This is a genomic window from Peribacillus sp. TE19612 (assembly GCF_056279465.1).
The window spans coordinates 346915-359869 of record NZ_JBWCCL010000004.1 but is presented as its reverse complement, the minus strand read 5'-3'; the positions used below and the strand labels follow the sequence as shown (position 1 = coordinate 359869).

Sequence of the window (12955 nt, the reverse complement as noted above, 5' to 3'; positions counted from 1 at the left end):
TTTATTAGCCTTGAAGTAAAAGTTGTTCTGGATCTTCAAGCATATCCTTGATGGCCACTAAGAAACCAACTGCTTCTTTTCCGTCTACGATACGGTGATCATAAGATAATGCAAGGTACATCATTGGTCTGTTTTCGATTTGGTCTCCAACAGCGATTGGACGAGTCTTGATTGTATGCATGCCCAAGATCCCAACTTGAGGGGCATTCAAGATTGGTGTTGATAATAGGGAACCGAAAGTCCCTCCGTTAGTGATGGTAAAAGTACCACCTGATAGATCTGAAAGTCCCAGTTTGTTGTTACGCGCTTTAACAGCTAAATCCGAAATGTTCTTTTCGATTTCAGCAAAGCTTTTGCGGTCAGCATCCCTTACAACCGGAACGACAAGACCTTCATCAGTGGATACTGCTACACCGATATCATAAAAGTTCTTTTTCAGGATATGGTCGCCTTGGATTTCAGCATTCAATAACGGATATTTTTTCAATGCGCCAATGACCGCTTTAGTGAAGAATGACATGAAACCAAGTTTAACATCATTTGTTTTCACGAAAGAATCCTTATGGCGGTTACGCAATTCCATGACTGCAGAAAGATCGACTTCGTTAAAAGTAGTAAGCATGGCTGCTTCTGATTGTACTTGAACTAGACGTTTGGCAATGGTTTGACGACGGCGTGTCATCTTAACCACTTCAATGCGGTCATCATTCACTTCAACAGGGGCGGCTGCTTGTTTAGCTGCAGGAGCTTGTTTTGGAACTGCCGCAGGTGCTGCAGGAGCTGCAGGTGCATTACTTGCTGCTTCTACGTCTTGTACACGTACACGACCTAGTGGATCTGCTACAGGCACTTGAGTCAAGTCAATTCCTTTTTCACGAGCCAATTTCCTTGCAGCTGGTGATGCAATAACTTGTTGAGTGGATGATGCTTCTTTCGCTTCTGCTTTAGGAGCCTCTTTAGCAGGAGCCGCTTGTTCAGCCTTAACTGGTTCTGCTTTAGCTTCTTCAACCTTAGGAGCTTCCGCTTTTGGAGCTGCTGCAGCTGATCCATTTTCATCAACGATGGCGATAGCCTGTCCGACTTGGACAGTATCGCCTTCTTCTGCTAAATGTTCCGAAAGTGTACCAGTATAATCTGAAATGATTTCAACGTTCACTTTATCCGTTTCAAGCTCAAGGACATATTCTCCTTTTTCAACGTGATCACCGGGTTGTTTTAACCATTGCGCAATAGATCCTTCAGAAATTGATTCTGCTAATTCAGGTACTTTTACTTCAGCCATTTTATTTCTCCCCCTCATTATTGCGTGTAATTGCTTGAGTCATAATCCGTTGTTGTTCATTTTTATGGACAAGTGGATCTCCCTCAGCCGGGCTTGATCTGCGCTTCCTTCCTATATATGTTACTGAAAGATTGCCAGGAGCCGCTGCATTTAGGCGAGGTTCAACAAATGTCCAAGCACCCATGTTTTTAGGTTCTTCTTGAGCCCAGAAGATTTCTTTAAGATTTGTATATTTTTTCAGGGCTTCTTGAACTCCAGTGAATGGGAATGGATAGATTTCTTCGATACTGATGATTTGCAACCAATCCGTATTTTTTTCAGTTGCCGCTTTTTCACGAAGTTCAACCGCCAATTTACCAGTTGCAAAAACAATGCGTTCAACCGATTTAGGTTTTTTGCCCAATGCTTTGGTTTCAACGAATGATTCAAATGCGCCTTCACTGAATTCTTCTGTTGTAGAAGCCATCACTTGATTACGAAGCATACTCTTCGGTGTCATGATGACAAGCGGACGTACTTGTTCTTGATCCAAAATCTTAGCTTGTCTTCTAAGGATATGGAAGTATTGAGCTGCCGAACTTAAGTTAGCAACTGTCCAGTTGTTTTCAGCTGCTAATTGAAGGAAGCGTTCCAGTCGTGCACTTGAGTGCTCTGGCCCTTGTCCTTCATAACCGTGTGGAAGCAGCATGACAAGACCTGATTTTTGACCCCATTTAGCACGGCCAGCCGCGATGAATTGGTCAAAGATCACTTGTGCTGTATTAGCGAAGTCACCGAATTGGCCTTCCCATAATACAAGTGTCTCAGGAGCAAAAACATTATAACCATATTCATAAGCCAGAACTGCCGTTTCCGTAAGCGGGCTGTTATGAACAGCGAATGAAGCTTTGGCAGTTTCAAGTGTGTGAAGTGGTGAATATGTTTTTCCATTAACACTATCATGTAACATGATATTTCGTTGTGCGAATGTTCCACGCTCTGAATCTTGTCCTGTCAAACGGATTGGCGTGCCGTCACTTAAAATCGAAGCAAAAGCCAATGTCTCGGCATGTGCCCAATCGATTTTTCCTTCAGGACCAAAGGAATCCAAGCGACGTGATAAAATCTTTCCTAATTTTTTATTAGGGGTGAATCCTTCCGGCCACTTAACAAGTTCTTCGTTAATTGTAACAAGTTCTTGTTTCGGAACTGCCGTTTCAATGGCTGGAAGTCCTTTTTCAATAATCCCAGGAGGATTACATTCTTTGGAAGCTTCCGGTTTATTTCCGGAAATTTTCGCATATGCATCTGCAAGCCTTGTATCCACTTGCTCAGCAATCGCTTTAACTTCAGCTTCAGTGAACTCGCCGGATTCAATAAGTTTTTTCCCATAAAGCTCTTTTACGGTTGGATGCTTATGGATTAATGCATACATTTCAGGTTGAGTCACCAATGGCTCATCCATTTCGTTATGGCCGAAACGTCTGTAACCGATTAGGTCGATCAAGAAATCCTTGTTGTATTTTTCACGATATAGGTTAGCAAGGTTCACAGCAGCCATACATGCTTCTGGATCATCTGCATTTACATGCACGATCGGCACTTCGAAGCCTTTTGCCAAATCACTAGCATATAAGGTTGAACGTGAATCTTCACTTTCCGTTGTAAAACCGATCATGTTATTGGCGATGATATGGATTGCGCCGCCAACTTGATAACCGCGTAAACGGCTTAAGTTAAACGTTTCAGGTACAATTCCTTCACCTGGGAATGCAGCATCACCATGAATCAGGATTGCAAGAGATTTGGAAATGTCTTGCACCGGGAATCCTTTTTCTGTACGGTCTTCTTGAGCCGCACGAGAATACCCTTCCACGATTGGACCGACTACTTCCAAGTGACTTGGGTTATTGGCAAGTGTAATCCTTGCTTTTTGTATATTAGCTTTAGTAATCTGTTTATCCAGACCCAAATGATATTTAACATCACCTGTCCATCCATTGTTAATGCCTGTCGAACCTTCGGAAGGAACCAAATCTTTATTCGGTGAATGTTGGAATTCAGAGAAAATGACCTCATAAGGCTTTCCTAATACATGTGCAAGCACATTCAAACGTCCACGGTGAGCCATGGCAATATTCACATTACCCGTTCCGTTTTGGACAGTTTGTGAAATCATTTCATCTAAAATCGGAACCAAAGCATCCAGTCCTTCAATAGAGAAACGTTTTTGCCCTACATATGTGCGGTGAAGGAATTTCTCGAAACCTTCTACTTCATTCAATCTTTTAAGTAATAGTTCTCTTTTCTCTTTTCCCACTTCCGGGAACATGTTTCCAGATTCGACCATATCAGTAAGCCATTGCTTTTCATCCAAGTCATTAACATGATGAAATTCAAAGGCTATCGTTTTTGTATAGAGTTGTTTTAGGTATTGTACGGCTTCGTATCCGTCTTTAACGTCTTCAGGTGATTCCGGACAAATTAAGTCCGCCGGTATTTTCCTTAAATCATCTGCAGTCAAGCCATATTTTTCAAAGTGAATTTGTTCAGTGTCCAGAGCTTCTTCTTTTAAAGGATAAATATTTGCAGCAAGATGCCCGTATGCACGGATATTTTCAGCTAAATTAACTGCAGACATAATTTTCTTCATTGGAAGAACTTCTCCAGTTTGTACAGTTGATGCACTTACAGTCGTTGTTTCTGCCGATACATCGAATGAAGGAGGACCTGCTACTTCAAAAAAGTTTTTCAGTTCCGGATCCACTTCTTCCGGGTTGGCTAGAAATAAATCGTATTGCTCCATGACATACCCAAGGTTTGGACCCGAAAAAGCTTTCCAGTGGTCTAATACCTTAGAATCATTGATGGTCATTTTGTAAACCCCCAAATTTTTCTCATAATTTTTTTCATTACGTTTTATCCATCCCCAAATTTCTTTCTTCTAAATTTTCCCCAAATATATGATATATATAAGATATATAATAAATAACTTTGGTTATTGAATAATAAAATTTTAAAGGATAAAACGTTTTCAGATGTTATATTAACATGTTTTTGTCGAAATATCCAAAGGTTAAACCACTTTATACAACCTTTTTTCAACTATATTTCTGCTTAATTCGTCAAAAATCGCTTTTAACTGTCTTTTTTGCTCATTTAAGTCTTTTTTTCGCTAAAAAAAGATTTTTGTATTTTTGTATAATGATTATTTTTCAGGTAAATTTAACTAGTTTGAAAGCCCTTTCACCTCACTCAAACTTCCAAGCTGTTAAACTTAGATTGCCATATTGAAAGCTTCTGTGCAGAAGAGCCGCTTTTTTATTGTCATCCCCTGAGCCCATTGCGATGACCAATGGAATGAAATGCTCTTTGGAAGGCACAGACTCTGTACTGTAAGGGGCGATATCTTCATAATTGAACAAAGATTGCAAATCCCATTTCAGGATTTTTTCTTCGACCCAGTTTTCAAACTCGATTGCCCATCCCTCTGCAACATGCATATCTTTCTGAATATGAGTGAAATTATGGACAATTCCGCCGCTTCCTATGATAAGGACATTATTTTCCTTTAATTCCCTCAACGCTTTCCCAATTTCATACTGCTTGTCCAATGGCAGCGAAGGACTAATGGACATAGATACGGTCGGGATATCAGCTTCGGGGTACATGAGGTGCAAAAGCCCCCATGCTCCATGATCAAGGGGGCGCCTTTCATCAAGTTCCCCCAATACATCTATCCTGGACAATAAGGTTAAAATTCGATCTGACAGCTCCAGGCATCCCCTCGCAGGATATGTTATCTGAAATATTTCTTCAGGAAATCCAGCAAAATCGTAAATGACTTCATGCTTCCCCACTGCAGAAATCATTTGATCTTCATTTTCCCAATGTGCTGACAAAATAACGATGGCAGCAGGTTTCTTCATAGTTTGCATATACTCCTTCAAAAAAATAGTATAGCTATTCTTTTCCAAAGCTAATAGCGGTGTTCCATGTGATAAAAACAATGATGGCATCATAGAGACGTTTAATCCTTTCGCATTGTAATCTCAATATCCTATACCTTAATTTACTATAGTTAAACAATGTGTTCATCAATTAAATTGCATTTTCGGCGTAGTCTCGTCAATAGTATCAAAGGAATATCCTTCTTTTTTAAGGAATTCAATTATATCAGGCAACGCTTTCACAGTGTTTTTCATACTATTGATATCATGCAATAAGATATTAACATGCTTTTGATTTTTCATCCCTTTTTGTACAGCAGTAATGATTTGTTGTTCACTTATTGACGGACTGAAGCCATCTGTCGAGTCAATGGACCAATCAAAATAAATATACCCTTTTTCCTTTAGTTGCTGAAGGATTCCATTGATGATTGGTTTCGTTGACGCCTGATGCCGCAGACGATTATTCGAGCCGCCAGGAAGGCGCACAATACGGCTTTTTATCCCATACTCCTCTTGCAGCATGGTTTCAAGCCTATTCAAATCTTGAAAGAAACTCTCAGTCGACCGATAAACGATGGAATAATCATGAGTATAAGAATGAAGGGCGATTGAATGACCGCGGGATATCATTTCCTGATAACATCTCTTTGCGTATGGTTCTTCGTTACCTTTAACGAAAAATGTGGCCTTAACATGATAGCGGTCCAAAATATTCAATATCTCCATGGTATTCAAGGATGGTCCGTCATCGAAGGTCAAATAAGCGATTTTCTGATTCGCCTTACTTTTTAGCAGCGGTGTCATCTCTTCAGGAACCACTGCATGCACTTGAATGTTTTGCACATCCACATCAAAAAAAATAATAATGAAAGAACTCGCCATGACAAGAATTAATTTTAGCATCTTCTTCATAGGTACTGCATCCCCTTCCTTTTGACCATTAAGGTGTACCAGTTAAGGGGTTTCATGCGCAATAAGGCAGCGGTAAAAAATACCGCTGCCTTTATTAAATGAAGTTATCGATCGACATTAAAGTAACGAGCTTCAGGATGTGCAAAAACAATGGCTGAAACGGAAGCCTCTGGTTCCATCATGCATCCTTCAGTCAATTCTACGCCAATATCTTGAGGTTGCAACAGGCGGAATAGCTTCTCCTGGTCTTCCAGATTAGGACAAGCAGGATAACCAAATGAAAACCTTTGCCCTGTGTACTTAGCTGCAAATCGCTCTTTCATGGACATATCAATCGGATCGCTTATACCTAAATCATCCCGCATTAATTGATGAATTCTTTCCGCGAACCCTTCAGCTGTCTCGAGAGCAAGAGATTGAAGGGCGTGATTTTTCAAGAAATCACCTTCAAGCTTCAGTTTTTCCGCCCATTTCCTGATTCCTTTTCCGGCAGTGACCAGGAAGAAACCAACATAATCCATTTGCCCGGAGGAGATCGGTTTTGCGAAGTCCGCTAAACAAAGATGCGGATTCGTATCTTGCCGGGGGAAGTCGAAAGTTTCCAAAACCTCATGATGATTGTCCGGGTTGTATATAAATAGCTTATCTCCTTCGCTTTGAGCAGGGAAAAATTGATAAACTGCATGCAAACCATAATCCGGTTCCGTCTTTAGGAATTCGATCAATTCGTCAACGAGATCATTGAGCTGCACTGCTTTTTCATTCCCTTGCTTAAGCAACTCGGCAACTTTTCCTTTTAACCCCAAATGATGACCAATCAGCATTTGCCTATTTATATATGGCTGGACGACATCCAATGGATAGTTTTTCAGGACGTGACGTTTGATATCACGCGGTGTTTGAACAGGAACATCGCTTAAAGGAGCCGCTGTGGACTGCTTACGAACAGGTTTTTCCAACGTGGCAGCAATGGCGGCATTCGCTTTCGACCTTTCTCGTTTCTCGACCAACTCTTCCAAGTACACCACTTTTTTGTCGGCGTCATGTAAAATATTCGTTACCGCCAAACCATCCATCGCATCTTTGGAATATAAAACCGGCCCTTCATATTCAGGTGAAATTTTAAAATCGGTGAATTTACGGGATAATGCTGCCCCTCCAACTAAAATGGGGGTATCTATTCCCGCTTGCCTTAAATCCTGCGCAGTTAAAACCATTTGCTGTGCAGATTTGACAAGTAACCCAGATAGGCCAATGATGGTTGGCTCATGTTTTCGAACCTCTTCAATGATTTGTTGCGGTGCGACCTTTATTCCCAAATCAATGACTTCATAGCCGTTATTGGATAGGATGATATCCACTAGGTTTTTCCCGATATCATGCACATCTCCCTTGACGGTCGCCAACAGGATTTTCCCTTTCTTAGCACTATCTTCAGAGTTTTCCATAAGTGGTTCAAGGTGAGCTACAGCCGCCTTCATCGCTTCAGCACTCTGAAGCACCTCTGCGACAATAAGTTGGTTGTCATTGAACAGCCGCCCCACTTCACTCATCCCATCCATCAATGGTCCATTGATGATTTCCAATGGGGTATCACCGCGCTCTATCGCTTCATTTAAATCATCAATCAATCCTTCTTTCGTTCCTTCGATAATATAGTAACCAAGACGTTCGTCCAATGGCAGGATCACACCATCATCCTTCTTCTCCGCTTTTTTCCCACGATAAAATTCGGTAAAAATCGCTAAAGTTTCAGTTGAAGTCTCAAACAGGAGTGCCTCCGCCAATTTCACTTCCTCTTCCGGTATCAAGGCGAAACGTTCAAGTTTTTCTGTATTCACGATAGCATAATCGAGACCCGCTTTTGTACAATGGTAAAGGAAAACGGCATTTAATATTTCCCTTCCCCTCTCCGGCAGACCGAAAGAAACGTTGGAAATCCCAAGTATCGTTAGGCATTCCGGAAACTTTTCTTTAATCGCCTTTATTCCATTCACCGTCTCCAATGCAGATCCAATATATTGTTCATCCCCGGTGCCTACAGGAAATACCAGCGGATCAAAAATGATGTCATTTTTGTTTAGACCGTACTTATTGACGAGCAAATCCACAGATCGCGTAGCCACTTCCAATTTCCGTTCAGCATCAACGGCCATCCCAATTTCATCAATGGTTCCTACGACAACGGCAGCACCATATTGATGGACTAAGGGTACTATTTTTTCAAAGCGCTCTTCACCATCTTCAAGGTTTATGGAATTAATGATCGATTTTCCTTGTGAATGTTTTAATGCTTGTTCAAGTACGACTTCATCCGTAGTGTCGATGACCAATGGGACTTTCACTTTTTTGACGACCTCTTCTACAAACTCCTTCATGTCGCCAAGCTCATCCCCATCAGGATCAGCAAGACAGATATCAATGACATGGGCGCCTTTCTTTACCTGGTTACGTGCAATTTCGGCAGCTGGCTCGTAATGCTTTCCACGTATCAGCTCCTTGAATTTTCGGGAACCGATAACATTCGTTCTCTCCCCTACGAATAAAGGACGCATTGAATCATCATAAATAAGCGGCTCTATCCCTGATACGGCATGACCATGGGCAGTTTCCGTAATTGTACGGGGCTTCATGCCTTCGAGTACCCTGGAAAGTTCTTTAATATGTTCTGGTGTCGTACCACAACATCCGCCTATGATATTGACCCATCCCTTTTCGGCAAATTGCTTCATTTTCTCTGCCAGGGATGTAGGTGATTCATGATAATGGCCTTCTTCATCAGGGAGCCCGGCATTCGGATAACAGCTGATGGCACTATTTGATATATCTGCAAGTGTCCTGATATGGTCTATCATGAATTCCGGCCCTGTTGCACAATTTAGGCCGACAGCTACGGGCTTCATATGTTCAACCGATAAATAAAAAGCTTCTATGGACTGGCCGGCAAGTGTCGTGCCCATCGGTTCGATTGTTCCTGATATGATGACAGGCACATCTTTTCCCGTTTTAGCGAATGCTGCTTTGATTCCAGAAAAGGCAGCCTTGACATTAAGCATATCCTGACAGGTTTCCACCAACAGCAAGTCTACCCCGCCATCCAAGAGACCCAGTGCCTGCTCTTCATAAGAATCTGTTAAAACATCAAAAGTCGTTCCGCCCGTTACGGAAAGCGTTTTTGTAGTGGGGCCCATCGAGCCAGCTACATATCTTGGCCATTCATCATTGGAATACTTTTCACAAGCTTTAACGGCAAGCTCAGCTGAAATTTTATTTAGCTTGTAGGCAATCGTACTTATTTGGTATTCCTCAAGGACGATACTGGTCGCTCCAAAGGTATTTGTTTCTATGATATCTGCGCCCGCTGCTAAATATTTTTCATGAATGGATTGGATGATTTCCGGTTGCGTCAGTGATAAATATTCATTGCAGCCCTCGAATTGTTCCCCGCCAAAATCGTCTGCTGTCAAATTCTCCGCTTGAAGCATCGTTCCCATCGCCCCATCAAGTAGGAGAATCTTAGAATTTAACTGATCTTGAATCGCTTTTTTATTCATGTACTGCCACCTCTGATGTCTGTTTACTATCGACTTTTCTAATATATTTCGTAAGTTCCGCCGTCATTTCATAGCGAAGGAATGGAGTGATTAAATATATGCCCTTGAATTTTTCCCTAGCCGCGTCCACCAGTTCCCGCGCGATATTCACCCCTTCAATCCTTGACTTTACAGGGTCATCCCCCGCTAGAGCCATGGCCCTTCTAACATTATCAGGCAATTTGATGCCTGGGATCTCATTATGGATGAATTCGGCGTTCCGGGTGCTTGTTAAGGGCATGATACCGATGAAAATCGGGGTTTCTAGATGTTTTGTCGCTTCATATACTTCTTCGATTTGCTCCACGGAATAAATTGGCTGTGTCAAAAAGGATTGAGCACCGCAGGCAATCTTCTTTTCCATTCTCAGTACGGCTTTATCCAGATATTTCACATTGGGATTAAAAGCTGCCGCAATTTTAAAATTTGCCCGTTGACCCAAACTTTGACCAGAATAGGAAAGACCTTCATTAAATTGTTTGACCATACTTATCAGGTCAAAGGAAGATAAATCATAAACCGAAGTGGCACCCGGGAAGTCCCCAATTTTTGAAGGGTCTCCGGTGATGATCAATATTTCGTTCAGCCCTACCGTCTGCAGACCCATTAAATGTGACTGCAGGCCAATCAAATTTCGATCACGGCATGTTATATGCACCATCGGATTTATATTCAATTGGTTCTTCAGTAAATTAGCCAGTGCATCATTCGATATCCTTGGTGAGGCAAGTGAATTATCCGCTAATGTAATGGAATCGACCCCTGCTTTTTTCAAAACCTCAGCACCAGTCATGAAGCTCTCTATCCCTAGCTTTTTCGGTGGATCAAACTCAACAAGAATCGTCCGTTCCGTTTTGGCTTTTTCGTAAAGGGGAAGTTCCAATTCCCTATCGTTCACTTCAATTACTTCTATTTCACGGGATTTCGTAAATTTCTCTTTCACGGGAGCCAAACTTCCAATTGCATGCTTTACAGCTTGAATATGCAGTGGAGTCGTTCCACAGCACCCTCCTATGATCGCGGCGCCTTGCTCACGAAGTTCCAGGGCACTAGAACCGAAATATTCCGGCACAGCTTTATAAACGAGCCTCCCATCGACATAATCCGGCAGGCTGGCGTTAGGGTAAATGGCAATCGATGCTTGCTTTGGCAAACTCACTTCTTCCAAGGCCCGAATCATATGATGTGGTCCGAGGCGGCAATTCACACCAACCACATCGGCACCCAATTGCTCGAGTTTTTGAAAGGCTTCATTTAAATGGATTCCATTTTGAAGATTACCCAGTTCATGCATCGAGACATTTGCGATAATCGGCAGTCCCGTTTCATTTTTAACGATTTGCAGGACGGTTTCCAGTTCTTCCAGGTCATAAAATGTTTCCAGGAGAATCCCATCAGGATTTTCCATCAACAGACTGTATAGCTGTTCACGAAAACCCCGTTTTATCTCTTCCATGCTTAAATCCGATTTCCTGATACTCCGCTGAGCCCCTATGGTACCGAAGACGTATGCTTTTCCTTTTGCCGCTCTTTTAGCAAGAATGACTCCCTGGCGATTGATTCTACTCACTTCATCTTCAAGTCCATACCGCTTCAATTTATTGAAATTGGCTCCGTATGTATTCGATTGAAGGATATCTGCACCAGCTTCCAGATAGGCTCGATGGATGGACTCTATTTGATCTGGGTTCGTGCAGTTTAATTCCTCATAACATTGATCAATGCCATTAGAGTAAAGCAAGGTCCCCATTGCCCCTTCTCCAACCAGCATTCTTTCTTTTAATTCTTTACGAAAATTCATCATTACACCCTCTCTCAAAAACAATCCTGTTTTTGCCGTATTCTATGAGTATGAGAGAAAAGGAAAAAAAACCTTCTCAAAGAAGAAGGTTTTTGAAACATTCTCCTCATCTATCAAGCTCTGCTTGCTGGATTTAGCACCTTTGCCTAAGCTGGTTGCTGAGGTTTCTTCGGGCCAGTCCCTCCACCTCTCTCGATAAGATCCATTTATATAATTTTCATAAGATTTCAAAATTTGATTATATTTAATTTACATTAATAATCTGTCAATTTCAATACCTGATCGACATTTTTTTCACTTTTGCAAAAATCATTCAATTTTTTTCTGCTTGAACCCTCTTCAAGATCCTTTGTTTCCAGTCTTCCGCTAACGAGTCTAGTGAAAGTAAAGCCTTAGCTCCTTCCAGCCCATCTCGTTTATGAAGGATGACCTCTGCTGCGTAATGGACAGAAATTTTTTCTTGTAGACGATCTATTAACACAATCTCGTTTTGTTTATTTATCGTTCCTTCTTGAAGTACTCTAGCAAAATAACCAGTGAAACTCGTTTTCAGTACGAGTTCCAAAAACTTAGGTTCTTGATTGAAGAAGGAAATGGTCGAACAAGGTATCCTCCCTTGGTTAATTTGAACAATCACATCGCCTATTTGATAAATATCGCCGATATACGTTGTTTCTTCCCTCATCCCCGCTATAGTTAAATTTTCACCGAATGCAGGGATATCCAGCTTTTTAGAGAATTTTTCATTCCATAATGAATAATGCTCAAATGGGTAAAAGCACAAAGCCCGATCAGGACCTCCATGGAACTTTACATTACCGACACCATCACCGATTATGCCAGATTTAGTCACTGTCAAATTATCCTGTGCTTGTTTATCCATGGCTGAAAAGATATCGATATTCGAAAAAATTTCATGTTTCGGCTTCCCTGCATGTAGTGATTTAATTTTTCCATTTTCCATTTTGCATCTTCCATTCATATTAAATTTATATCATCCTATATGTATAAATTATACTAAAAATCCATTTTATTCAGTACCTTTTTATATGTATATGAAATGAAAAAGCCATATGAGCAGTTAATGGGCGAAATATCATTGATTTCCAGAAAAATTCATAGGTTAGTTTCAGTAATTTAGTTGCTATTTCAGAATTAAATATGGTAGAATATGAACACAATATATAGTCGAAAACTACAACCGTTCGCCTATATGTTGATTTTCACGATTGAATTCCTCATTGTCGCTCTTTAGGGAGCGAATTTTTTTTGCTTTCATTAATATCCACTAATTTCCTGTAATTCCATTCAGTTTCTTGCATCGTGATCGACTCACCTATTTGTACTTTCCTCCCCTCCTTATCAAGTCCCTTTCAATTTTTTATTAGAAGCCTGATCCTTGCAAAAACAAGCAGAAAGCCGAGCGACATCATCC

Annotated in this window: 7 protein-coding genes and 1 riboswitch; all 7 genes read right to left on the bottom strand. The window is 41.2% G+C overall.

Going from position 1 to position 12955, the window contains the following annotated elements:
• Nucleotides 1–4 precede the first annotated feature (4 nt).
• On the bottom strand, nucleotides 5–1282 hold the full coding sequence (odhB, locus tag ACZ9AO_RS09870; RefSeq protein ID WP_251540113.1) for a 2-oxoglutarate dehydrogenase complex dihydrolipoyllysine-residue succinyltransferase: 1278 nt from the start codon (nucleotides 1280–1282) through the stop codon (nucleotides 5–7).
• A gap of 1 nt (nucleotide 1283) precedes the next feature.
• The gene (locus ACZ9AO_RS09865) at nucleotides 1284–4136 is read right to left on the bottom strand and encodes a 2-oxoglutarate dehydrogenase E1 component (RefSeq protein WP_063593846.1); all 2853 of its coding nucleotides are present in this window, start codon (nucleotides 4134–4136) and stop codon (nucleotides 1284–1286) included.
• A 376-nt stretch (nucleotides 4137–4512) separates the two neighbouring features.
• Nucleotides 4513–5280 (bottom strand): dioxygenase family protein, encoded by a 768-nt coding sequence (locus ACZ9AO_RS09860; protein WP_476109004.1) that lies wholly within the window; start codon nucleotides 5278–5280, stop codon nucleotides 4513–4515.
• A gap of 78 nt (nucleotides 5281–5358) precedes the next feature.
• Nucleotides 5359–6126, bottom strand: coding sequence for a polysaccharide deacetylase family protein (locus ACZ9AO_RS09855; protein WP_476108967.1), 768 nt, complete (start codon nucleotides 6124–6126; stop codon nucleotides 5359–5361).
• A gap of 104 nt (nucleotides 6127–6230) precedes the next feature.
• On the bottom strand, nucleotides 6231–9680 hold the full coding sequence (gene metH / locus ACZ9AO_RS09850; RefSeq protein WP_476108966.1) for a methionine synthase: 3450 nt from the start codon (nucleotides 9678–9680) through the stop codon (nucleotides 6231–6233).
• Nucleotides 9673–11520 carry a bifunctional homocysteine S-methyltransferase/methylenetetrahydrofolate reductase gene (locus ACZ9AO_RS09845; RefSeq protein ID WP_476108965.1) on the bottom strand — a complete coding sequence of 616 codons (1848 nt, stop codon included), beginning with the start codon at nucleotides 11518–11520 and terminating at the stop codon, nucleotides 9673–9675. Before ACZ9AO_RS09845 ends, metH begins: the two co-directional genes overlap by 8 nt.
• A gap of 103 nt (nucleotides 11521–11623) precedes the next feature.
• Nucleotides 11624–11722, bottom strand: a riboswitch (SAM riboswitch).
• Between the two features lie 111 nt (nucleotides 11723–11833).
• A complete protein-coding gene (locus ACZ9AO_RS09840; protein ID WP_476108964.1) occupies nucleotides 11834–12484 on the bottom strand; it encodes an MOSC domain-containing protein in 651 nt (216 codons plus the stop codon).
• Between the last annotated feature and the right edge of the window lie 471 nt (nucleotides 12485–12955).